This is a genomic window from Bradyrhizobium sp. 192 (assembly GCF_023100965.1).
Taxonomy (GTDB): Bacteria; Pseudomonadota; Alphaproteobacteria; order Rhizobiales; family Xanthobacteraceae; genus Bradyrhizobium; species Bradyrhizobium symbiodeficiens.
Map to the genome: position 1 here is coordinate 7,642,364 of NZ_CP064690.1, position 21,116 is coordinate 7,663,479.

Here is a 21,116-nt window from a genome sequence, read left to right on the forward strand (position 1 = left end):
CCGGTCATGGATGAGGTCTTCAAAGCGCTCGCCGATGCGTCACGACGATCGCTGCTCGACAGGCTTCACGCGAGGAACGGCCAGACGCTGAACGAGCTCTGCGACGGCCTTGCAATGACGCGGCAGGCCGTGGCCAAGCACCTTGCGATTTTGGAGGAGGCCAATCTCGTCACCACCATCAGGCATGGCCGCGAGAAGCTGCATTACCTCAACCCGGTGCCGATCCATCAGATCGGCGAACGCTGGATCAGGAAATTCGAGCGCGGCAAGCTGGCCGCGCTCAGCGAGTTGAAACGCCAGTTGGAGAAGCGCGATGAGTAAGCCGGAATTCGTCTACGTGACCTATATCGAGACCACACCGGAAAAACTGTGGGAGGCGCTGACGTCGAGCGAATTCACCAGGCAATACTGGTTCGGCGCCGAGGTCCGCTCCGACTGGAAGGTCGGCTCACCCTTTGCGCTCACGCTCGACGGCGAGGTCACCGATTCCGGCGAGATCCTCGAGGCCGATCCGCCGCGGCTTCTGTCCTACAGCTTCAAGCACCGGAAGTTCGAAGAGCTGCGCGGCGAGCCGATCTCGCGCGTCGTCTTCACCATCGAACCGTTCGGTGCGCTCGTGCGCTTGACCGTGTTGCACGACGGCTTCGTCGAGGGCGGCAAATATCTCGGCGCCGTCTCCAATGGCTGGCCGGCGATCCTGTCCGGGCTCAAGAGCCTGCTGGAGAGAGGCAAAGTGCTCGCCATTCCCCGCACGGCCCTCAACAAGGGATTCGACGCAAAATGAAGCTCGATCAGTTCAAGCCGCTGACAGTCTACACCATCTACATCGCGTCCACGCCGGAAAAGGTGTGGGAGGCGCTGACCTCGGCAGAGTTCAGCCGTAAATACTTCTCCGGCTTTGCGGTGGAGATGGAGCCGAAGCTCGGCGGCACCTTCATCGTGCGCGCGCCTGACGGTTCCGAGCACATCTCCGGCGAAGTCTTCGAATACGATCCGCCGAAGAAGCTCACCGTGAGCTGGAACGTCAACTGGCCCGACCTTGTCGCAAAGCTCGGCGCCACACTCGTCACCTACGAGATCGAGCCCGCAGGCGAAGCCGTCCGCCTCACCATGAGCGAACGCCACGACCGCGAACTCGGCGACGACATCCTCGAAGGCGGTCGCACCGGCTGGCCCGCGATCCTGTCGGGGCTGAAGAGCCTGCTGGAGACGGGCAAGGCGCCGCAGATCAAGATGGCACCGCCAGCGCAGATGCTGGCGGCGCTGAAGGCGATGGGGATCAAGACGCCGTAGCGTCCGGAATCTGCGCCCTCACCGCTTCTTCTTCACCGGCGGCTGAATCTCGTCGATCTTGCGACGGCAATCCCCTTCCGAATCGTGCGGGCCCGAGACAAAGGTCCCGCTGACCTTGATCGCATACCAGCCCGACTCCACGCCAAGCCGAAGTGCTTCGTCTGTCTTGACCTGCCGTGGCGAGAGAGCTTGTATCGGTTGAGTTTGCATCGGGTGCTTTCGGTTGACGTTCGATCTCATATCGAACGAATGGGGAATCTGTCACGCAGCCGTGGATGAGCCACGCCGCATCCAACTTACTCGTGGGAACGGGCAATACAGGCGACGATCGCGTTACGACGGCGTGACCAATCGGCTCCGCCGGTGCGAGGAATGAGCCGTTGCGCCTCGCGCGTGCAGCGTCGTGGCGCCACGTGTGCGCGGAGACGACCGCTCTTTCCGACATTGACGCACCGTGCGCGCAATCGCGACAATTAGCTATCGTTTTCTCGTTCGCGCCGCGCTTTTGAAGCGCCAAATGCCGCTCTCGATCGAATAAGGCCGTCGAAGCCTTGTGTTCGACCGCTTCGTAGCCATCTTGAGAACTCAGCCAGGGGAAAGTCGTACGCATGAAGCTCCGCGTCGGGTTCGAGATGCTGTACGAGTTCCCGCAGCCGACGCCCATGATCATGGTGCTGGGCACGCACTTCACGCGCGCCTCCGACGTGATCGTGCCCGATCTGCTGACCACCAGCCCCTCCGTGACGATCAGTCCCTATCGCGACCTCTTCGGCAATTGGTGCAGTCGCCTCGTGGCGCCGGCCGGCACTTTCCGCCTTGCCGGCGATGGCATCGTTCGCGACAGCGGCCTGCCCGACCCGGTGTTTCCGAACGCGTTTCAGCACGCCGTCGAAGCGCTGCCGACCGACACGCTGGTCTATCTGCTCGGCAGTCGCTACTGCGAGACCGATCGCCTGACGGATATCGCATGGAAATTGTTCGAGCGGACGCCGCCCGGCTGGAAGCGGGTTCAGGCCATCTGCGATTTCGTTCATCGCCACATCACGTTCGGTTATGAGCACGCGCGCGCCACAAAGACGGCCCGTGAGGCTTACGACGAAGGCAAGGGCGTGTGCCGCGACTACGCCCATCTCGCCATCACATTCTGCCGCTGCATGAACATCCCGGCGCGTTATTGCACCGGCTACCTCAGCGACATCGGCACGCCGAAGCCCTGGGCTGCGGGAGATTTCGCCGGCTGGTTCGAGGCCTATCTCGGCGGAAGCTGGCACATGTTCGATCCGCGCAACAACACGCCGCGGATCGGCCGGGTGCTGATCGCGCAGGGACGCGATGCCTCCGACGTCCCCATCACCCAAACCTTCGGTCCGAATAAACTGCTCAATTTCAAGGTATGGACCGACGAGGTCGCTTGATGACGGACAGCACCGCCGCGCTCAGCGCCGACGAATTTGCGTCGCTAACCGAAATCGGCAAGGGCGAGGCGCAAGGCGACATTCCGCAGGCGCACGGCGAGCGCCTGGTCAACCTGGGTTATGTGATCAGGCGGCTTGGCGAACTCGAACTGACCTCCTCCGGCACTCGTCGCCTGGCAGCGGGCCAATAGCGCGCCGCCGCTACGTCCGGCTCTCCGCTCACGCCATCGGCGTCACCAGCCGCCGATAGAGATGCCATGTCGCATGCCCGAGCACCGGCAGCGTCACAATCAGCCCGAGAAAGTAGGGCAGCGCCGAGACGATCAGCAGCATCACGATCACGGCGGCCCACGTGATCATCGGCAACGGACTCGTTACCACCGCGCGCACGCTCGTCACCATCGCCGTGACGAAATCGACCTCGCGGTCGAGCAGCAGCGGAAACGACACCACGGTCAGCGAGAACAGGATCAGCGACAGCACCGCACCGACAGCATTGCCGATGCCGAGGAACAGCAGGCCTTCATTCGTAGTCAGCACCACGGTCATGAATTCCTGAATGCTGGAGAACGAGGCGTGCAAGCCGAGCAGCAGCGCGATCAGGAGCCGCACCTGGTACATCCAGACCACGAAAACGAACAACGTGACGAACGCCATCCAGCCGATCTCGCTGCGCGAGCGCACGGCGGACCAGATCGCGCCGAAGGAGACCGGCTCGCCGCGCTCGCGGCGGCGGCTGATCTCGTAGAGACCGATCGCCACGAACGGTCCGATCAAAGCGAAACCTGCCGCCAGGGGATAGACGAGATAGACCATGCCGAAGGCCGTGAAGCACAACATGATGGCGATGCCGCCGGCGGCGTAGAGCCCGCCGAAGCAGAGACCGTAGAACGGCAGCGCCTGGAAATCGCGCAGGCCCTCGACCAGCGCCTCGGCGATGTCGGTCGCCGCGACTGGACGCACCACCGGATCGACCTTGCCCGAGATGGACATCAGCTTCCTCCACACGTCGGCGCGATCTTTCGCCGCGCGCATGCGCGATATTAGCGCCGCCGCGCGCCGGCGCAACTTGATGCCGGCAGGAGCGAAGAGTCAGAGGCGAGGCGACAATGCTCGCGGTGCGAAATCCTTGACCCTTGGTGCATTTTCCCGCCAATGGCTATGGACTGGGCAGACGATCGTGCCGCAAATTGTACCTCCGAGCAGATACGCCTGAGAGCGGACCGCCCCACCGATGAGCCTGCGTACCCGGTTACTGATCCTCGTCATCGCAGCCATGCTCGTGCCGGCGATCCTGGTCGGGCTGCGCTTCGTGCAGAATCGAGCCAGCGAGATCGACGCGGCGCTGGCCAATCTGGCCGCATCCGCCGACGACATCGCCGCCGATCTCGACGAGAAGATCCAGGGCACCGCCCAGCTTCATTATGGGCTCGCCCGTGCCCGCGACCTCGACACGCGCGACAAGGCGGCGTGCTCGGCGTTTCTGTCCGATGTCCGCGAAGAATATCCGCAGTTCACGGGTATCCTGACCATCGATCCCGACGGCAGCCTGTTCTGTGACTCGCTGCGAACCAACCGCACGCTCGACCTGAACGACCGCGGCTATTTCAAACAGGTCAAGGAGCTTACGGGCGTCGTCGCGGTGGAGCCGGTGTTCGGCCGTCTCACCGGACTGTCGGTGCTCCAGATCGCCTACCCCGTGCGATCGGAGGCGGGCGCGCTGAAGCTGGTGCTGCTCGCGTCCTTCAACCTGAACAAATTCGTGGAGTTTCACGACAAGCGGCTGCTCGCCGAGAAGGACATCCTGCTCGTCGACGCCAAGGGTACGGTCCTGGCCGCCCCCAAAGGCGGCGGCTGGAGCGAACCCGTCGGCGGGTCGATTGCCGGCTCCGACCTGTTCCGCTTTGCGGCAGCGCCCGATGGCGAGCCATTTCGGGAGGTCACCGACCGCGAGGGCCGCACGCAGATCTGGGGCGTTGCCCGCTCGCCCTCGATCCGCAAGGCCGGCCTCTACATCCTGGTCGGACGCTCCAAGGACGGGCTGGTCGCGGCGGCGAACCGCCGGCTGTACGAGGACGTGGCGATTCTCGCGGTGGCCTCGCTGCTGCTGCTCGCCGGCCTGTGGATTCTCACGACCGTGAGCATCGGCCGCCAGGTCGGGCGGCTCGCCACCATGGCGAAGAGGCTCGGGCGCGGCGATCTCAGCGCGCGCATTCCGGAGCCCCATCCGGGCGGCGAGCTCGGTGGGTTGATGACCCTGCTCAACAGCACCGTCGAATCGCTCGAACAGCAGCGCGCCGCCATCGCGGATCTCAGCCACAAGCTCAGCCAGTCCCAGAAGATGGAAGCCATGGGCCAGCTCACCGGCGGCGTGGCGCATGATTTCAATAATCTCCTGACCGTCATTCTCGGCAACTCGGAGCATCTTGCCGACAGGCTTGCGGGCAACAAGGAATTGCACCGGATCGCCAGCGATATCGCGACCGCGGCCGAGCGCGGTTCCGATCTGACCCGGAGCCTGCTCGCCTTCGCGCGCAAGCAGCCCCTGCGGCCGCGAGAGATCGACATCGCCGAGCAGGTCACCGGCATGAAGCAGCTGCTGCGCCGGACCCTGGGCGAGCACATCGAGTCCAGCTTCACCTTCGCGCCCGATCTATGGCTCGCCAGCGTCGATCCCGGCCAGTTGGCGACCGCCGTGCTCAACCTCGTGCTCAACGCGCGCGATGCGATGCCCGACGGCGGCAAGCTGGCGGTCGAGGTGTGCAACGCATCGCTCGGCGAGTCCGATCTCGACGTCAACGGCGAGCCGCGGCCCGGCGACTACGTCATGCTGGCTGTGAAGGATACCGGAGCCGGGATGAGCAGCGAAGTGTTGGGGCGCGCGTTCGAGCCGTTCTTCACCACCAAAGAGGTCGGCAAGGGCACCGGCCTCGGCCTCAGCATGGTCTACGGATTCGTGCAACAATCCGGCGGACTCGTGCAGATGCAGTCCGAACCGGGACGAGGCAGCACCATCAGGCTGTTCTTTCCCCGTCTCGCAACACCGCCGGGCGAGGACCTGCACCCCGCGCAGGCGACCGTCACACACGCGGGACACGAGACCGTCCTGCTCGTCGAAGACGACGACATGGTGCGAGCTTATGTCGAGAACGAGCTCAGAACGCTGGGCTACCGGGTTATCGCGACGTCGAACGGACCCGCAGCGCTGGAAGTGTTGCGCCATCCCGACGACATCCAATTGCTTTTCACCGACGTCGTGATGCCCGGCGGCATGTTCGGGCCGGAGCTGGCGAGGCAGGCAGCCGAGCTTCGGCCTGATCTCAAGGTGCTCTTCACCTCCGGCTACAGCCAGGATCCCGTCAAGACGCCGGACGGAATCAACGCCCGCATTCTGACCAAGCCGTTCAAGCGTCAGGAGCTTGCCGCGATGCTGAGGGCCGCGCTCTCGGAGCCGTCGCGATAATTCGCCTTTCCCAGCGGGGAGAGGTGATCCGGGTTCGCGGCCAGCGCCGAATTCAATTCAGCAGCATTCGCTTCTTTTCAGGACGCCATCGCGAGACGGAGCGCCACCGCGAGATTGGCCGCGAACAGTCCCGCGTCGATGACGAAGATCCTGAGCATCGGGCCCCTTCAGCACCGGCCAGTAAGCGACGCCAACGCGTCCGCCACGCATCAGCACCGGAAGATTATAGGCGAACTGGCTGAAATGGCAGGCGGAGAAGAACAGGAACAGCGCGAGCTGCGCCTCGACCGGCTGGAAGAAGAGCGGACGCGCGGCCAGAAGGTAGAACGACAACAGCCCGATCGGCAGGTTCATCCCGCCCAGGAACGCCACGCTCGCCGCCAGGGTCGGCGCGATCGGATTGCTGCGCTCTTCCCGCGGCAGCAGGATCTTCAGCGTGTTGGCTTGCGCAATGCTGAACTGGACGAAGGCGCCGCCAAACCACAGCGCGTTGAGGAGCAGGACGATATCCGACAGGCGCATGGCTATTTTCCGTAGAAGGCTTCACTGCGCGCGACGTGCCCCGTTTCGTCGAAATCCATGAACTCGCTGGCGCGGGTGTCGCCCAGCTGCCACCACACCGTCAGCCGGGCAATGGCGTCATCCCAGCTCCAGCTCAGGATCTTGAGATCGGCGCTTTCGATGTGGCCGTAGGCTTTCTGCCAGTAGGCGCGGATGTTCTCGGCACCGCTCACGACCGGCGAGCCGGTGAGCGTCAGCGCCAGGGGACTACGCATCTGCGCATCGTCGGCAAGGTGGGCGACGACGGCGTCGATGTCGACCTTGCACCAGCTCGCGCACCAGGCCGCGACGAAGGGTCCGGCCGCCGCCCGATTCATTGCCTCTCCACTCATGACGCGGCCTCCCCACGCTTGTCGCCGGGGAAAGTGGCAAAGCCAGTCCTTCATGTCAACTATATTGACTTGAGACTCGTCAATTTTGGTCGGCGATTGCTGCCATGACGGCCATCCATGCCGCCGCCCCGGATGCGCCGACGCGATCGAACGCCTGACGCATGACGTTGCGCTCATGGTCGGATGCGCGCTGCTCGATGCGCTGCCCGGCCGCCGTCAGACGCAGCAGCTTGGAGCGATGCTGCGCGGGCGAGCGCTTCGACGTCACGAGCTTGCGCTCCACCAGCAGATTGAGCGGCCGGCTCAGGGCCTGCTTGGAAATCCCGAGGACCTCGAGCAGCGAGCCGATCGCGATATCGGGCCGGCGCGCCACCACGTAGAGGATGCGATGATGCGGACGCGACAGGCCCTGCTTCGCGAGGTATTCGTCGGCCTCCAGCGTCATGCCGCGCCAACCGTAATACATCAGCTCGAGCGCCGCATCGAGATCGTGCAGCTTGTCGAGCGAGGCGCGGTGGAGTCCCGCGGCTGGAGACGTTTTTGCCATTGTCGGAAGCTAGCCCTTCGCCCGCAGCTCGCGCCGCAGCACCTTGCCGGTCGCCGTCATCGGCAGAGTCTCGGCGAATTCGACGAAGCGCGGATACTCATGCGCGGCGAGCTGCACCTTGACGAACTCCTGGATCTCGCGCGCCAGCGCATCGGTGCCGCTAAAACCAGGACGCAGCACGATCCAGGCCTTGATCGATTCGGTGCGGATCGGATCGGGGATGCCGACCACCGCGGCCATCGCCACCGAGGAATGTTTCATCAGCGCATGCTCGATCTCGGAGGGACCGACGCGATAGCCGGCCGTGGTGATGACGTCGTCCTCGCGGCTGACATACCAGAAATAGCCGTCCTCGTCCTGCACGCCGAGATCGCCGGTCAGCAGGAATTCGCCGGCATATTTCTTCGCCGTCGCCTCCGAATTGCGCCAATATTCCAGCATGGTGACGGGGCATGGCTGGCGCACGCCGACGATGCCGCGCTGGCCGCGCGGCAATTCCTCGCCCTTGTCGTTGACGATGCGGACGTCGAAGCCCGGCGTCGCCTTACCCATCGATCCCGGGCGGATCGGAAACAAATTGGAGTTGCTGCCGATCACGAGGTTGCACTCGGTCTGGCCGAACACCTCATGCGCGTCGATGCCGAAGGTCTCGCGCACCCAGCCGAGCAGCTCGCCGCCCAGCGATTCACCGCCGGTGAAGATGCTGCGCAGCTTGACGCCCGGATGCGTCACGCCGGCCTGCCGCATCAGCTTCAGCGCGGTCGGCGGCAGGAAGACGTTGCGCACGCCGAGGTCGGCCATCATCTGCATCGCCGCCTGCGGCTCGAATTTTCGCGCGCGATGGCCGACCAGAGGAATGCCGTGATACCAGAATGCGAGCAGGCCGTTGACGAGGCCGCCGATCCAGGCCCAGTCCGCCGGCGTCCACATGAGATCGCCGGGCCTGGGTAAGAAGTTGTGGCACATCTCGACATTGGGCAGATGGCCAAGCACGACGCGGTGCGCATGCAGCGCGCCTTTCGGATTCCCTGTCGTGCCCGAGGTGTAGATGATCAGCGCGGGATCATCGCATGAGGTGTCCACGCGCGCGAAATCGGGCGAAGCGGCCTTCACCGCATCCCAGAACGATGTCGTGCCCGAACGCGCGCGCCCGCCGACGACGTAGATCGTCTTCAGCTCCGGCAAGCGATCGCGGATCCTGGACAGCTTCTCCCAACCACCCTCGTCGGTGACGATGGCTTTGGCTTGCGAGTTCGACAGGCGAAATTCCAGCGCGTCCTCGCCGAACAGTGCGAACAGCGGGATCGAGATCAGGCCGGAGCGGAACGCCGCCATATGCGCAACCGGCAATTCCAGCGATTGCGACAGGAACACCGCGACGCGGTCGCCGCGGACAAGGCCGTCCGCCTTCAGCACATTGGCAAAGCGCCGCGAAGCTTCGGCGACCTCGTCGAAGGAGGTGCGGCTGGTTGCACCGTTCTCGTCGACATAGACCAGCGCGAGCCGGCCGGTGCCGTCGGCATGCCGGTCGCAGCACGCCTCCGCCATGTTGAACCGCGCCGGGATGTCCCAGCGGAAATTGCGATAGAGCTCGTCGTAGGTTGCGGCTTCGGTCAGCATGGCAGGCGTTTCCACGGTCTCGACGTCATGGCCGGACTTGTTGCGGCCATCCACGTTCTTGTTTGGCCTGAGTTTAAGGGCGTGGATGCCCGGGACAAGCCCGGGCATGACGGAGAATGCGTCTCACCGCACCGTCGCGAAGAACTTCCTGACATCGCGCACGAACAGCTCCGGCTGCTCGAACGCGGCGAAATGGCCGCCCTTCTCCATCTCGCTCCAATGGGTGATGTCAGGGAAGTTCGGCTCCATCCAGCGCCGCACCGGCGTGATGATCTCCTTGGGAAATACGGCAACACCGGTCGGCACGTTGACCTTCGGCGTGGTGCGGCGCTTGCCAAAACTTTCCCAGTAGAGCCGCGCCGAGGAGGTTGCCGTCTCCGTCGCCCAATAGAGCATGACGTTGTCGAGCAGCTCGTCCCGGGTGAAGATGTTCTCGGGGTGGCCGTCGCAATCGGTCCAGGCCCAGAATTTTTCCAGGATCCAGGCCGCCTGCCCGCTCGGAGAATCCGTCAAGCCATAGCCGAGCGTCTGCGGGCGCGTCGACTGCTGCTTGGAGTAGCCGGAGTCGAGGTCGACATAGTGCTTGAGCCCGGCGAGCGCGCGCTTCTCCTCCGCCGTCGGCTCGCCCTCGACCTTGGGCGCCGCGTTGAAGGCGAGAGTGATGTGGATGCCGGCGCAATGGATCGGGTCCTGCGCGCCAAGCGATGTCGTCACCGCCGAGCCCCAGTCGCCGCCTTGCGCGCCGTAGCGCTTGTAACCCAGCCGCTCCATCAGCTCCGCCCAGGCCGCAGCGATCCGGTCGATGCCCCAGCCGGTGGTCCTGGGCTTGGCCGAGAAGCCGAAGCCCGGCAGAGAGGGACAGATCACGTGAAACGCATCGGCGGGGTTGCCGCCATGCGCGGCTGGATCGACCAGCGGCGAGATCACCTTCTGGAATTCGACGATCGAGCCAGGCCAGCCATGGGTGATGATCAGCGGCAGCGCCGACGGCTCCTTCGAGCGCGCATGGATGAAGTGGATGTCGAGCCCGTCGATCTCGGTCGTGAATTGCTCAAAGCGATTGAGTTTTGCTTCGCGGGCACGCCAGTCGTAGCCATCAGCCCAGTAGGTGCAGACCTCCTGAACCCATTTCAGCGGCGCGCCCTGGCTCCAGTCGTCGACGAGTTCTGCTTCGGGCCAGCGGGTGCGGGCGAGACGCGACTTGAGGTCGGCGAGGATGTCGTCGCTGATGGCGATGCGGAACGGTTTGATGGCGGTCATCGTGCCTCCCCTGTTTCTTCTTGTCATTCCGGGGCTCGCGAAGCGCGAGCCCGGAATCATTTCTCAACAGAACGGTGGCACGATGGATTCCGGACTCGACGCTTCGCGTCGGCCCGGAATGACAGCTCAGCCCGACAGCGCCGCCTTCACCAAGCCGCTGGCCTTGCCGAAATCCATCTGCCCCGCATACTTCGCGCGCAGCACCGCGATCACCTTGCCCATGTCCTTCATGCCGGCGGCACCGGTCTCAGCGATCGCATCCGCGATCGCCTTCTTCACCTCGTCCTCGGCCATCTGCTTCGGCAGGTATGCCGAGATCACCGCGATCTCCTCGCGCTCCTGGGCTGCGAGCTCGGCGCGGCCGCCTTTCTCGTAGAGCTCGACCGATTCCTGCCGCTGCTTGATCATCTTCTGAAAAACGCCGAGCAGATCGGCATCCGAGAGCGGCGGCTTGCCCTGCCCGCGCGCGTCGATGTCGGCGTTCTTGATGGTCGAATTGACCATGCGCAGCGTGGACAGCTTGCGCTCGTCCTTGGCTTTCATGGCCTCCTTGACCGCATTGTTGATGTCGTCGCGCAGCATGGTCGTGATCCCTTCGAGTATCTGACGCCTGATCTAGGCCGTCCGGGGCCTTCAGACAACTAGCTTCCAAGCCATTCGGAGAGCGCGCGCACCGTCGCTTCCGGCTGTTCCGGCTGCGGCAGGTGTCCGCAGCGATCGAGGATCACGAGCTTTGCGCCGGGGATGCCCTCGGCCATCTCCTTCGAGAGCGCATTCGGGATGGTGTTGTCGGCATCGCCCGTCAGCACCAGCGTCGGGCATGTGATGGCTGAAAGCGTCGAGCGCGAATCCACCCGTGCGATGATCGCGGTCTGCTGCCGCAGATAGCCCTCGACGCCGACATCCTCATCCTGCGCATGCACCAGCTTCAGAATATCGGCATCGTCGCGCCGTGACGGATGGACCAGCTCCGGAAAGCTCTCCTCGCGGATCGCGCGAAGCTCGCCGCGCCTGGCACGTTCCATCAGGCCGCGGCGGCGCGCGGTCGCCTCCGCCGTATCGGGCCGCGCCTGGGTGTTGATCAGCGCAAGCTTGGCGACCCGCTCGGGCGCCTGGCGCATGATCTCGAACGCGATGTAGCCGCCCATGGAATGGCCGGCGAGTGCGAAGCGCGGTGGCGCCTCGCTCAGGATGCGGCGGGCGATCGCCGCCATGCTGTCGTCGCGGATATGGTTGGCGACCATGACCGGGCCGAAACGCCAGAGCGCGGGGATCATTTGTGCATAGATCCGGGCCGAGGAGGCCAGCCCCGGAACCAGCACAATCGGGGGCGTCCGGTCCATTATTGCCTCGCATGCCCAGGAATTTGCCGGAAATTGTGCGCCGGAGCTTAAGTGCCGGGGACGGCCTGTCAAATATGCAAAAACGCATGTGAATCCGCCCTCTCCCGCTTTGACGGCGGCCCGCGCGAGGACTATGAAACGCGCTCATGACACAACATGACAACGATACCGCCTGGCCGGACCATAAACCGACCGCGCTCCTCGTGCTTGCCGACGGCACGGTGCTCGAAGGCTTCGGTCTCGGCGCCGAAGGCCACGCCGTCGGTGAGGTCTGCTTCAACACCGCGATGACCGGCTACGAGGAGATCCTCACCGATCCCTCCTATGCCGGCCAGCTCATCACCTTCACCTTCCCGCATATCGGCAATGTCGGTACCAACGAGGAAGACATCGAGACGGTGAACATGGCGGCGACGCCGGGCGCACGCGGCGTGATCCTGCGCACCGCGATCACCGATCCCTCGAACTATCGCGCCACCAAGCATCTCGACGCCTGGCTCAAGGCCCGCGGCATCATCGGCCTCTCCGGCATCGACACCCGCGCACTGACCGCGCTGATCCGCTCAAAGGGCATGCCCAACGCCGTGATCGCGCACGCCAGGAACGGCGAGTTCGACCTTCATGGATTGAAGGAAGAAGCGCGCGAATGGCCGGGCCTCGAGGGCATGGACCTGGTGCCGATGGTCACGAGCGGCCAGCGCTTCAGCTGGGACGAGACGCCCTGGGTTTGGGACAAGGGCTTTGGCCGTCAGGACAAGGCCGAGTTCAACGTCGTCGCCATCGACTACGGCATCAAGCGCAACATCCTGCGCCTGCTGGCCGGCGTCGGCTGCAAGGTGACGGTGGTGCCGGCGACGACTTCGTCCGAAGACATTCTGGCAATGAAGCCGGATGGCGTGTTCCTGTCCAACGGTCCGGGCGATCCGGCCGCGACCGGCAAATATGCCGTGCCCGTGATCCAGGACGTCATCAAGTCGGGCACGCCGACCTTCGGCATCTGCCTCGGTCACCAGATGCTAGGCCTCGCCGTCGGCGCGAAGACAAAGAAGATGCATCAGGGCCATCACGGCGCCAACCATCCCGTCAAGGACGAGACCACCGGCAAGGTCGAGATCACCTCGATGAACCACGGTTTTGCCGTGGACGAGACCACGCTGCCGAAGGGCGCGACGCAGACCCACATCTCGCTGTTCGACGGCTCCAATTGCGGCATCCAGCTCGACGGCAAGCCGGTGTTCTCGGTGCAGTATCACCCCGAGGCCTCACCCGGCCCGCGCGACTCGCACTATCTGTTCCAGCGCTTCGCCGATCTGATGCGGCAGAAGAAGACCGCGTAAGACGCAAGGTCGCCCGGCGGATGAATCCGCCGGGGCCCGCCGTCACGGACGCATGAACATGAAGTCCGTGTCGGGATCGCAGTTCTCGGCGATGAAGCGCAGCTCGGCCTGAATGTCGGCGATCGACCGCGTCTCCAGATATTTCGAAATCACGAGACTGAGCAAAGCGCGGCAAACGGCTTCGTGCCCAAGGCCGGAAGTCTCCGCCTCGGCAACGGCCGCCGAAAAATGGCGCTGCGCAACGTCGGATGCGTACATGGCGTTCCCTTTTCTTTCGCTTCGATGTGCGTGCCCGCCATCGGCCGCGCGTGCCTTGATCTCCGTCAAGCCGGCGCGCGGACCGGCGCAGGAACAAACGGGGCGAGCATCGTCTTTATTTCGCGACCGTTGTAACCCGGAGCCCTGCCATGTCTGCCGTCCGAGACAACGCCGAGCCGCTCGCCATCGTCTTCGAGGACGACGGGCTCGTGCCGAACAATATCCTTCCCTTCCTGGTCTATCAGGACGCGGTGAAGCTCGATCCCGCGCGACCTGAAGAGACCATCGAAGATCTGTTCGCGGCGAACGGCTGGGGCGGCACGTGGCGCAACGGCGTCTACGACTATCTGCATTACCACGCGACGGTTCACGAGGTGCTCGGCGTTGCGCGCGGCAGTGCTCGCGTCCGCTTCGGCGGCGACCATGGCCAGGAGCTCGAGATCAAGGCGGGTGATGTCGCGATCCTGCCCGCCGGCACCGGACATCAATGCATCAGGGCAAGCGGCGATTTCTGCGTGATCGGCGCCTATCCGCCGGGCAGCAAGATGGAGATCACGCGTGCAACCCCGGAGAACCACGCCAAGGCGCTGAAGACGATTCCAGAGGTCGCGATGCCGCCGGCCGATCCGGTGACGGGCAAGGATGGGGCGTTGATGCGGCTGTGGCGGTAGCCAAGACAATGATGCCGTAGAGTGGGCAAAGCGGAGCGTGCCCACGCATTTTTTTGCGACCGAGAGAGATGGTGGGCACGGCGCGCGAAGAGCGCCTTTGCCCACCCTAAACAAGAGTTCGGCCTACGCCTCGTTGGCGCCTTCCTGACGCGTCGCCTCGAACAGGAACCACGTCCGGCGCTCGGTCTCGTCGATGAAATTCTCGAGCAGGCTGGCGCTCGCCACGTCTTCGGCCTTGTCGCAGACGTCGTGCGCCTTGCGCATCGCGGCGGCGACATGCTTGTTGTCCTGCATCAGCTCGCGGAGCATCTCGCGCGGCGGGACGTAGTCCTCGTTATTGTCCTTGATGGTCTGGAGTTTTGCGACCTGGCCGATCGACTTCAGCGTGGTGCCGCCGATCTTGCGGACGCGCTCGGCGAGCTGGTCGGTGGTGGCGAAGATCTGGTCGGACTGCTCGTCGAGCAGCAGATGGTAGTCGCGGAAGTGCCGGCCGCTGACGTGCCAGTGGAAATTCTTGGTCTTCAGATACAGCGCAAACGCGTCGGCCAGAAGCACGTTGAGCGCCTCCGAGACCTTCTTGACCCCGTCGGGCGACAAATCGGTGGGGGTATCGAGATCGGGCGAGATCTTGTTGCTGGTTTTGCTCACGGGGGACCTTCCTGTTAGGACGCGGACATTGACGGCGCGCCGTCGCACCCCTAACGCAAGGCGGGCAGCGCGGTTCCAAGATAGGAACCGCCGGGCGGGATACCATGGAAGATTGGATCGATTATTACGACTCGACGCACACGATCTATGTCAGCAAGCTGCATCGCGACTTGCACTTCCAGATCATCGCGCGGGACATCATCGGCTACATCTCCTCGCCGGAGGCGACGGTGCTGGACTATGCCTGCGGCGAAGCGCTGTCGGCGAGCCAGGTGGCATCGGCTTGCGGCAAGCTGATCCTCGCCGAGCCCGCACCCGGCGTGCGCGGCCGGCTGATCGCGCGGTTTGCCCCGAACACGAAAATCCGCGTCCGCTCGCTCGACGACGTCCGCAAGATGCAGGACCAGTCGATCGACCTCGTCGTGATGAACTCGGTCGCGCAATACATGGCGCCGGACGAGCTCGATGCCGCGCTCCGCAACATCAGGCGATTGCTGACGCCTTCCGGCAAGCTGGTGCTCGGCGACATCCTCCAGCCCAATGTCGGCATGTTCAGGGACGTCATGGCGCTGCTCGGCTTCGGCCTACGCCACGGTTTCCTGAAGGACGCGCTGGTCGGGCTGATCAGCACCGCGCTGTCCGATTATCGTCATCTGCGCACGCGCATCGGGCTGCAGCGCTACAGCGAGGAGGAGATCACCGCCAGGCTGAAAGCAGCCGGGTTCGCGGTCCAGCGCGCCCACACCAATATCGGCCATAATCGCTGGCGCATGACCTTCATCGCGCGACCGCCTCTGGTTCGTTAAGCATAACAATTAGCCGTTGTGGCTTGTCGCGCTGCAATCGGACATGATCGCCGTGGCCCGGTGGCGGAAGCGTCTACGCGAGGGCGGTGCAACGCCCTTCATCCTGGTTCAAATCCAGGCCGGGTCTCCACGCTTCGCCCCTTCGGGGCTACGCGTGACGCAGCCACACTTGACCCGAAGTGGCGAAGCGTGTCCGGCGTAGCTGGAGCGCAGCGGAAGCGTAGACGGACCGGCCGCGCAAACCTCAACCCGCCTCAATCACCTCGCCCTCCGTCGACCGCAGCAGCCGCTCGGCATCCTTGCTCGCGGATTTGATCACCGCATCGAGCAGGCCGGGAAAGCGCGCGTCCAGATCCTCGCGGCGCAGCCGCATGAAGCGGTTGGTGCCGGCCACGCGCGTCAGCATCAGGCCGCATTCGCGCAGCTTGGCGAAATGGTAGGCAAGGTTGGACTTGCCGGCGAGGCTGTAGAAATCGCCGCAGCAGAGCTCACTGCTGACACGTTCCTGCTGGGCGAGCTGGCAGACAATCGCCAAACGGATCGGATCGCTGAGGCAATCCAGAACCATCGGCAGCTCGATCTGCTCGCGGGTGGGATGAAGAGGCGTGCGGCTCATGACCCGGGAATCATAGCGAAGCGGCCGTAATGTTCAATAGTTCTTGAACCAATTGACTTGCGGATCATCGCATTCAATAGTTCAATAAACGTTGAACAAAGGGACATCGTCCAATGAGCGTATTCTGGCTGGCCTTGGCCGCCTTTGCGATCGGCACCGAAGGCTTTGTGATTGCAGGACTTTTGCCCAGCATCGCAGCCGATCTGCAGATTTCGGTCTCGGCCGCCGGGCAATTGGTCACCGCCTACGCCCTCACCTACGCCGTGGGCTCGCCGATCCTGGCGGTGTCGTTGAACAACATCGACCGCCGCACCGTGTTGGCGCTGGCGTTGACCACCTTCATCGCCGGCAACCTCGCGGCCATGGTTGCATCCAACTACGCCCTGCTGCTGGCTTCGCGGATGCTGATGGCACTGGGTTCCGGCCTATGCATGCCGACGGCACTCGCCGTGTCGGTCGCGATCGCCTCGCCTGAACGGCGCGGTCGCGCCGTGGCGCTGGTGACCTCAGGTCTGACGGTCGCGACCGTCATCGGCGTCCCCATCGGCAATCTCGTCGGCAGCCTGTTCGGCTGGCGCGCAACCTTTGCCATGGTCGCCCTGATCGGCACGGTCGCGCTCGTCGCCCTCCTGTTCGGCCTGCCCCGCGGCTTGCCGCGCAACACGGCCTCGCTCGGCGAGCGTCTGGCGGTGGCGCGTCACGGCCATGTCTTGACCGCGCTCGTGATCACGATCCTATGGGCGCTCGGCGGCTTCACCGTGTTCACCTATTTCGCGGTCCCGCTGCGTGGGCTCGGCTTCGATGCCTCGCAGATCAGCCTTGCCCTGCTGGTGTTCGGCGGCGCGGCCGCGATCGGGAACATGCTCGGCGGTACCCTGGCCGACCGGCTCGGAACGTTTACGACCGCCGCCCTCGGGCTCGCCGGCATGGCGAGCGCCCTCGTCCTGCATTCGCTGGTCCTGAAGCTGATGCCCGGACAGGCGCATTATGCGGTGCTGGGCGCGATCTTCCTCTGGGGCATCTCTGGCTGGGCATTCTATCCGGCCCAGATCGCCAGCATCATCCGGATCGAGCCGCAGGCTTCGATGATCGCGCTGTCGCTCAACGCCTCCGCCATGTATCTCGGCTTCGCCATCGGCGGGGCGCTGGGTGGCGCGGTGCTGGCCACCCTGTCGCCGACCGACTTGGGCTGGATCGGCGGATCGAGCGTTGCGGCCTCACTTGTGGTGCATCTCGCCCGTGGCTGGCAGGCCCGGCCAAAACCCGTCAAAATTGCCGGTTGATGGATATTTTTCGGGGTTTCGCCGCTCCGGAATCTGGTCTAAGACCCACCCGCGCGCGAGGGAGACCCCCGCGCTCTCGGCTTCAGGGGACGCGCGGCAAGCGCGCCCTTTTTTTGTGCCCAAATTCCAGTCCGGCGAGAGTTGATGCCCAAACGTACAGACATCACCACCATCCTGATCATCGGCGCCGGTCCCATCGTGATCGGCCAGGCCTGCGAGTTCGACTATTCGGGCACCCAGGCGGTGAAGACGCTGAAGGAAGAGGGCTATCGCATCGTCCTCGTCAATTCCAATCCGGCCACGATCATGACCGACCCGGAATTGGCCGATGCGACCTATATCGAGCCGATCACCCCCGAGATCGTCGCAAAAATCATCGAGAAGGAACGTCACGTCATTCCGGGCGGTTTCGCGCTGCTGCCGACCATGGGTGGCCAGACCGCGCTGAACTGCGCGCTGTCGCTGCGCCAGCAGGGCACGCTGGAAAAGTTCGACGTCGAGATGATCGGCGCCACCGCCGACGCGATCGACAAGGCGGAGGACCGCCAGCTGTTCCGCGAGGCCATGACCAAGATCGGGCTCGAGACACCGAAGTCGCGGCTCGCCAACGCCTCCGCCCTGAAGAAATCCTTCCGCGACAAGCGTCAGGCTGAACGCGAAAAGCTCTCGGGCGCGGCCCTCGAAGAGCACGATCGGCAGTGGACCCTCGGCGAAAGCGACCGCCGCAAGCGCTACCAGGAATATGCGCTCGGCCAGGCGCTGATGGCGTTGTCCGAGATCGGCCTGCCCGCGATCATCCGCCCCTCCTTCACCATGGGCGGCACCGGCGGCGGCATTGCCTACAACAAGGAAGAGTTCCTCGACATCATCGAGCGCGGTCTCGATGCTTCTCCGACCAACGAAGTGCTGATCGAAGAATCCGTGCTCGGCTGGAAAGAGTACGAGATGGAGGTGGTGCGCGACAAGAAGGACAATTGCATCATCGTCTGCTCGATCGAGAACCTCGATCCGATGGGCGTGCACACCGGTGACTCCATCACGGTCGCGCCGGCGCTGACGCTGACCGACAAGGAATACCAGATCATGCGCGACGCCTCGCTGGCGGTGCTGCGCGAGATCGGCGTCGAGACCGGCGGCTCCAACGTGCAGTTCGGCGTCAATCCCGAAGACGGCCGCATGGTCGTGATCGAGATGAATCCGCGCGTGTCGCGCTCCTCCGCGCTGGCCTCGAAGGCCACCGGCTTTCCGATCGCCAAGGTCGCGGCCAAGCTCGCGGTCGGCTACACGCTGGACGAAATCGCCAACGACATCACCGGCGGCGCCACCCCGGCTTCGTTCGAGCCGACCATCGACTATGTCGTCACCAAGGTGCCGCGTTTCGCCTTCGAGAAATTTCCGGGCGCCTCCACCACGCTGACCACATCCATGAAGTCGGTCGGCGAAGTCATGGCGATCGGCCGCACCTTCCAGGAGAGCCTCCAGAAGGCACTACGCGGGCTCGAGACCGGCCTCACCGGGCTCGACGAGATCGAGATCGAGGGTCTCGGCCGCGACGACGACAAGAACGCGATCCGCGCCGCGCTCGGCACGCCGACGCCGAACCGGATTCTCCAAGTCGCCCAAGCCATGCGGCTCGGCTGGTCGAACGAGGAGATCTTCAACTCCTGCAAGATCGACCCCTGGTTCCTCAGCGAGATGCGCGGCATCGTCGATATGGAGGAGAAGGTCCGCAAAAATGGCCTGCCGGGCAATGCCTTCGGCATGCGCACGCTCAAGGCCATGGGCTTCTCCGACGCGCGGCTTGCCGTGATCGCGCAGACGACCGAGGCCGAGGTGACGGCGAAGCGCCACGCGCTCGGCGTTCGCCCGGTCTACAAGCGCATCGACACCTGCGCGGCTGAATTCGCCTCGCCGACCGCCTATATGTATTCGACCTATGAGGCGCTGTTTGCAGGCGCCCCGGCGGACGAGAGCACCCCGTCCGACAAGAAGAAGGTCATCATTCTCGGCGGCGGCCCGAACCGCATCGGCCAGGGCATCGAATTCGACTATTGCTGCTGTCACGCCTGCTTCGCGCTGCATGACGCCGGCTACGAATCCATCATGGTCAACTGCAACCCGGAGACGGTGTCGACCGACTACGATACCGCCGACCGGCTCTATTTCGAGCCGCTCACCGCCGAGGACGTGCTGGAGATCATCGCCAAGGAGCGCACCAACGGCACGCTGCACGGCGTGATCGTGCAGTTCGGCGGCCAGACCCCGCTGAAGCTCGCGCGTGCGCTGGAAGCCGCCGATGTGCCGATCCTCGGGACCTCGCCCGACGCCATCGACCTCGCCGAAGACCGCGACCGCTTCAAGCGCGTGCTCGACAAGCTTCGGCTGAAGCAGCCGAAGAACGGCATCGCCTATTCGGTCGAGCAGGCGCGCCTGGTCGCGACCGACCTCGGCCTGCCGCTGGTGGTGCGCCCGTCCTATGTGCTCGGCGGCCGCGCCATGCAGATCATCCGCGAGGAGAACCAGCTCAGCGACTATCTGCTCGGAACGCTGCCGGAGCTGGTGCCGGCCGACGTCAAGGCGCGCTACCCGAACGACAAGACCGGGCAGATCAACACCGTGCTCGGCAAGAACCCGCTGCTGTTCGACCGCTACCTCTCCGATGCCACCGAGATCGACGTCGACTGCCTCTGCGACGGCAAGGATACCTTCATCGTCGGTATCATGGAGCACATCGAGGAAGCCGGCATCCATTCCGGCGATAGCGCCTGCTCGCTGCCGCCTCACTCGCTCGACGCCAAGATGATCGAGGAGTTGGAGCGACAGACCCGCGAGCTCGCCCTCGGCCTCGACGTCGTCGGCCTGATGAACGTGCAATACGCCATCAAGGACGGCGACATCTACGTGCTCGAGGTCAACCCGCGCGCCTCGCGCACGGTGCCCTTCGTCGCCAAGGTGATCGGCACGCCGGTCGCCAAGATCGCCGCGCGCATCATGGCCGGCGAGAAGCTCGCCGACTTCAAGCTGAAGAAGGCGGACTTCAAGCATGTCGGCGTGAAGGAATCGGTGTTCCCCTTCGCCCGCTTCCCGGGCGTCGATACCGTGCTTGGTCCCGAGATGCGCTCGACCGGCGAGGTCATGGGCATCGACCGCTCCTTTGCGGTGGCGTTCGCCAAGAGCCAGCTCGGCGGCGGCACGCGGGTGCCGCGCAAGGGCACGGTGTTCGTCTCGGTGCGCGAGAGCGACAAGACCCGCATCGCCGAGGCCGTCCGCGAATTGCATTCGCTCGGCTTCAAGGTGCTGGCGACATCGGGCACGGCGCGCTTCCTGACCGACCAGGGCATCCCGACCGAGAAGGTGAACAAGGTGCTGGAGGGGCGGCCGCATATCGTCGACGCCATCACCAATGGCGACGTCCAGCTCGTCTTCAACACCACGGAAGGCCCGCAGGCGCTCGCCGACAGCCGGTCGCTGCGGCGCGCGGCCCTCTTGCATAAAGTGCCGTATTACACCACTCTTTCGGGGGCCGTGGCGGCCGCGCAGGGCATCCGCGCCTATCTCGGCGGAGACCTTGAGGTACGTACCCTGCAGAGCTACTTTTCGGAAACCTGATCGCGAGCGGCAGGCCGAGCCTCGAGGGGTTAAGCCATCCGCTAAGTGACTGGC

22 protein-coding genes, 1 tRNA gene and 1 pseudogene are annotated in these 21,116 nt (G+C 64.5%); 12 read left to right on the plus strand and 12 right to left on the minus strand.

Annotated features, from left to right (window positions below; genetic code table 11):
• The first annotated feature begins 6 nt into the window (after window positions 1–6).
• The 3 genes from IVB24_RS35830 to IVB24_RS35840 are packed head-to-tail and all read left to right on the plus strand — an operon-like array spanning window position 7 to window position 1,293.
• Complete coding sequence (locus IVB24_RS35830) at window positions 7–321, plus strand: metalloregulator ArsR/SmtB family transcription factor (protein WP_247774236.1); 315 nt, start codon at window positions 7–9, stop codon at window positions 319–321.
• Window positions 314–784: an SRPBCC family protein gene (locus IVB24_RS35835; RefSeq protein ID WP_094972966.1), complete on the plus strand. Its 471-nt coding sequence runs from the start codon at window positions 314–316 to the stop codon at window positions 782–784. The genes IVB24_RS35830 and IVB24_RS35835 overlap by 8 nt, the downstream gene beginning before the upstream one ends.
• Window positions 781–1,293 (plus strand): SRPBCC family protein, encoded by a 513-nt coding sequence (locus tag IVB24_RS35840; protein ID WP_247771384.1) that lies wholly within the window; start codon window positions 781–783, stop codon window positions 1,291–1,293. The genes IVB24_RS35835 and IVB24_RS35840 overlap by 4 nt, the downstream gene beginning before the upstream one ends.
• 18 nt (window positions 1,294–1,311) lie before the next feature.
• On the opposite strand, the gene IVB24_RS35845 is transcribed toward IVB24_RS35840, so the two are convergent.
• Complete coding sequence (locus IVB24_RS35845; protein WP_247771385.1) at window positions 1,312–1,503, minus strand: hypothetical protein; 192 nt, start codon at window positions 1,501–1,503, stop codon at window positions 1,312–1,314.
• 398 nt (window positions 1,504–1,901) lie between these two features.
• Between IVB24_RS35845 and IVB24_RS35850 the strand changes: the two genes are divergently transcribed.
• Both IVB24_RS35850 and IVB24_RS35855 read left to right on the plus strand, forming a co-directional pair.
• Window positions 1,902–2,708 carry a transglutaminase family protein gene (locus IVB24_RS35850; protein WP_247771386.1) on the plus strand — a complete coding sequence of 269 codons (807 nt, stop codon included), beginning with the start codon at window positions 1,902–1,904 and terminating at the stop codon, window positions 2,706–2,708.
• The gene (locus tag IVB24_RS35855; protein ID WP_166473970.1) at window positions 2,708–2,899 is read left to right on the plus strand and encodes a hypothetical protein; all 192 of its coding nucleotides are present in this window, start codon (window positions 2,708–2,710) and stop codon (window positions 2,897–2,899) included. The genes IVB24_RS35850 and IVB24_RS35855 overlap by 1 nt, the downstream gene beginning before the upstream one ends.
• A 28-nt stretch (window positions 2,900–2,927) precedes the next feature.
• On the opposite strand, the gene IVB24_RS35860 is transcribed toward IVB24_RS35855, so the two are convergent.
• The gene (locus IVB24_RS35860; RefSeq protein WP_140482932.1) at window positions 2,928–3,701 is read right to left on the minus strand and encodes a DUF2189 domain-containing protein; all 774 of its coding nucleotides are present in this window, start codon (window positions 3,699–3,701) and stop codon (window positions 2,928–2,930) included.
• Window positions 3,702–3,942: 241 nt separating this feature from the next.
• Here IVB24_RS35860 and IVB24_RS35865 point away from each other — a divergent pair, with 241 nt between their 5' ends.
• Window positions 3,943–6,171 carry an ATP-binding protein gene (locus IVB24_RS35865; protein ID WP_247771387.1) on the plus strand — a complete coding sequence of 743 codons (2,229 nt, stop codon included), beginning with the start codon at window positions 3,943–3,945 and terminating at the stop codon, window positions 6,169–6,171.
• Window positions 6,172–6,248: 77 nt separating this feature from the next.
• Here IVB24_RS35865 and IVB24_RS35870 read toward each other — a convergent pair.
• From IVB24_RS35870 to IVB24_RS35900, 7 genes and pseudogenes are all read right to left on the minus strand, one after another.
• Window positions 6,249–6,693 (minus strand): annotated as a pseudogene (locus IVB24_RS35870) (hypothetical protein).
• Window positions 6,694–6,695: 2 nt separating this feature from the next.
• Entirely contained in the window at window positions 6,696–7,064 is a 369-nt protein-coding gene (locus IVB24_RS35875) for a nuclear transport factor 2 family protein (RefSeq protein WP_247771389.1), read from the minus strand.
• Window positions 7,065–7,143: 79 nt separating this feature from the next.
• Window positions 7,144–7,611 (minus strand): MarR family transcriptional regulator, encoded by a 468-nt coding sequence (locus IVB24_RS35880; RefSeq protein ID WP_094972974.1) that lies wholly within the window; start codon window positions 7,609–7,611, stop codon window positions 7,144–7,146.
• 9 nt (window positions 7,612–7,620) lie between these two features.
• Window positions 7,621–9,231: an acyl-CoA synthetase gene (locus tag IVB24_RS35885; RefSeq protein WP_247774237.1), complete on the minus strand. Its 1,611-nt coding sequence runs from the start codon at window positions 9,229–9,231 to the stop codon at window positions 7,621–7,623.
• A gap of 123 nt (window positions 9,232–9,354) precedes the next feature.
• Window positions 9,355–10,491, minus strand: coding sequence for an epoxide hydrolase family protein (locus IVB24_RS35890; protein WP_247771390.1), 1,137 nt, complete (start codon window positions 10,489–10,491; stop codon window positions 9,355–9,357).
• A gap of 126 nt (window positions 10,492–10,617) precedes the next feature.
• Entirely contained in the window at window positions 10,618–11,073 is a 456-nt protein-coding gene (locus IVB24_RS35895; protein WP_094972977.1) for a GatB/YqeY domain-containing protein, read from the minus strand.
• Window positions 11,074–11,132: 59 nt separating this feature from the next.
• On the minus strand, window positions 11,133–11,834 hold the full coding sequence (locus IVB24_RS35900) for an alpha/beta hydrolase (RefSeq protein WP_247771391.1): 702 nt from the start codon (window positions 11,832–11,834) through the stop codon (window positions 11,133–11,135).
• Window positions 11,835–11,980: 146 nt separating this feature from the next.
• Between IVB24_RS35900 and carA the strand changes: the two genes are divergently transcribed.
• Window positions 11,981–13,171, plus strand: coding sequence for a glutamine-hydrolyzing carbamoyl-phosphate synthase small subunit (carA, locus tag IVB24_RS35905; RefSeq protein ID WP_140482916.1), 1,191 nt, complete (start codon window positions 11,981–11,983; stop codon window positions 13,169–13,171).
• Between the two features lie 42 nt (window positions 13,172–13,213).
• Here the strand turns inward: carA and IVB24_RS35910 are convergent, their stop codons facing one another.
• A complete protein-coding gene (locus IVB24_RS35910) occupies window positions 13,214–13,498 on the minus strand; it encodes a hypothetical protein (RefSeq protein WP_244642789.1) in 285 nt (94 codons plus the stop codon).
• 80 nt (window positions 13,499–13,578) lie between these two features.
• Here IVB24_RS35910 and IVB24_RS35915 point away from each other — a divergent pair, with 80 nt between their 5' ends.
• A complete protein-coding gene (locus tag IVB24_RS35915; RefSeq protein WP_166473959.1) occupies window positions 13,579–14,100 on the plus strand; it encodes a hypothetical protein in 522 nt (173 codons plus the stop codon).
• A gap of 123 nt (window positions 14,101–14,223) precedes the next feature.
• On the opposite strand, the gene IVB24_RS35920 is transcribed toward IVB24_RS35915, so the two are convergent.
• Window positions 14,224–14,748 (minus strand): DNA starvation/stationary phase protection protein, encoded by a 525-nt coding sequence (locus tag IVB24_RS35920; RefSeq protein WP_247771392.1) that lies wholly within the window; start codon window positions 14,746–14,748, stop codon window positions 14,224–14,226.
• Between the two features lie 104 nt (window positions 14,749–14,852).
• On the opposite strand from IVB24_RS35920, the gene IVB24_RS35925 reads away from it, so the two are divergent.
• Together IVB24_RS35925 and IVB24_RS35930 are read left to right on the plus strand one after the other, a co-directional pair.
• Window positions 14,853–15,554 carry a class I SAM-dependent methyltransferase gene (locus IVB24_RS35925; protein ID WP_247771393.1) on the plus strand — a complete coding sequence of 234 codons (702 nt, stop codon included), beginning with the start codon at window positions 14,853–14,855 and terminating at the stop codon, window positions 15,552–15,554.
• 54 nt (window positions 15,555–15,608) lie between these two features.
• Window positions 15,609–15,684 (plus strand) — tRNA-OTHER (locus IVB24_RS35930).
• Window positions 15,685–15,798: 114 nt separating this feature from the next.
• Here IVB24_RS35930 and IVB24_RS35935 read toward each other — a convergent pair.
• Window positions 15,799–16,170 carry a helix-turn-helix transcriptional regulator gene (locus IVB24_RS35935; protein WP_247771394.1) on the minus strand — a complete coding sequence of 124 codons (372 nt, stop codon included), beginning with the start codon at window positions 16,168–16,170 and terminating at the stop codon, window positions 15,799–15,801.
• 113 nt (window positions 16,171–16,283) lie between these two features.
• Between IVB24_RS35935 and IVB24_RS35940 the strand changes: the two genes are divergently transcribed.
• Both IVB24_RS35940 and carB read left to right on the plus strand, forming a co-directional pair.
• Window positions 16,284–17,453, plus strand: a complete 1,170-nt coding sequence (locus IVB24_RS35940; RefSeq protein WP_247771395.1) for an MFS transporter — start codon at window positions 16,284–16,286, stop codon at window positions 17,451–17,453.
• Window positions 17,454–17,597: 144 nt separating this feature from the next.
• Window positions 17,598–21,062 carry a carbamoyl-phosphate synthase large subunit gene (gene carB, locus IVB24_RS35945; protein WP_247771396.1) on the plus strand — a complete coding sequence of 1,155 codons (3,465 nt, stop codon included), beginning with the start codon at window positions 17,598–17,600 and terminating at the stop codon, window positions 21,060–21,062.
• The last annotated feature ends 54 nt before the right edge of the window (window positions 21,063–21,116 follow it).

Bases quoted from the DNA above. Each gene is read 5' to 3' on its own strand.
- IVB24_RS35830 (WP_247774236.1), top strand. From the start codon at position 7: ATGGATGAGGTCTTCAAAGCGCTCGCCGATGCGTCACGACGATCGCTG.
- IVB24_RS35835 (WP_094972966.1), top strand. From the start codon at position 314: ATGAGTAAGCCGGAATTCGTCTACGTGACCTATATCGAGACCACACCG.
- IVB24_RS35840 (WP_247771384.1), top strand. From the start codon at position 781: ATGAAGCTCGATCAGTTCAAGCCGCTGACAGTCTACACCATCTACATC.
- IVB24_RS35845 (WP_247771385.1), bottom strand. From the start codon at position 1,503: ATGCAAACTCAACCGATACAAGCTCTCTCGCCACGGCAGGTCAAGACA.
- IVB24_RS35850 (WP_247771386.1), top strand. From the start codon at position 1,902: ATGAAGCTCCGCGTCGGGTTCGAGATGCTGTACGAGTTCCCGCAGCCG.
- IVB24_RS35855 (WP_166473970.1), top strand. From the start codon at position 2,708: ATGACGGACAGCACCGCCGCGCTCAGCGCCGACGAATTTGCGTCGCTA.
- IVB24_RS35860 (WP_140482932.1), bottom strand. From the start codon at position 3,701: ATGTCCATCTCGGGCAAGGTCGATCCGGTGGTGCGTCCAGTCGCGGCG.
- IVB24_RS35865 (WP_247771387.1), top strand. From the start codon at position 3,943: ATGAGCCTGCGTACCCGGTTACTGATCCTCGTCATCGCAGCCATGCTC.
- IVB24_RS35875 (WP_247771389.1), bottom strand. From the start codon at position 7,064: ATGAGTGGAGAGGCAATGAATCGGGCGGCGGCCGGACCCTTCGTCGCG.
- IVB24_RS35880 (WP_094972974.1), bottom strand. From the start codon at position 7,611: ATGGCAAAAACGTCTCCAGCCGCGGGACTCCACCGCGCCTCGCTCGAC.
- IVB24_RS35885 (WP_247774237.1), bottom strand. From the start codon at position 9,231: ATGCTGACCGAAGCCGCAACCTACGACGAGCTCTATCGCAATTTCCGC.
- IVB24_RS35890 (WP_247771390.1), bottom strand. From the start codon at position 10,491: ATGACCGCCATCAAACCGTTCCGCATCGCCATCAGCGACGACATCCTC.
- IVB24_RS35895 (WP_094972977.1), bottom strand. From the start codon at position 11,073: ATGCTGCGCGACGACATCAACAATGCGGTCAAGGAGGCCATGAAAGCC.
- IVB24_RS35900 (WP_247771391.1), bottom strand. From the start codon at position 11,834: ATGGACCGGACGCCCCCGATTGTGCTGGTTCCGGGGCTGGCCTCCTCG.
- carA (WP_140482916.1), top strand. From the start codon at position 11,981: ATGACACAACATGACAACGATACCGCCTGGCCGGACCATAAACCGACC.
- IVB24_RS35915 (WP_166473959.1), top strand. From the start codon at position 13,579: ATGTCTGCCGTCCGAGACAACGCCGAGCCGCTCGCCATCGTCTTCGAG.
- IVB24_RS35925 (WP_247771393.1), top strand. From the start codon at position 14,853: ATGGAAGATTGGATCGATTATTACGACTCGACGCACACGATCTATGTC.
- IVB24_RS35935 (WP_247771394.1), bottom strand. From the start codon at position 16,170: ATGAGCCGCACGCCTCTTCATCCCACCCGCGAGCAGATCGAGCTGCCG.
- IVB24_RS35940 (WP_247771395.1), top strand. From the start codon at position 16,284: ATGAGCGTATTCTGGCTGGCCTTGGCCGCCTTTGCGATCGGCACCGAA.
- carB (WP_247771396.1), top strand. From the start codon at position 17,598: ATGCCCAAACGTACAGACATCACCACCATCCTGATCATCGGCGCCGGT.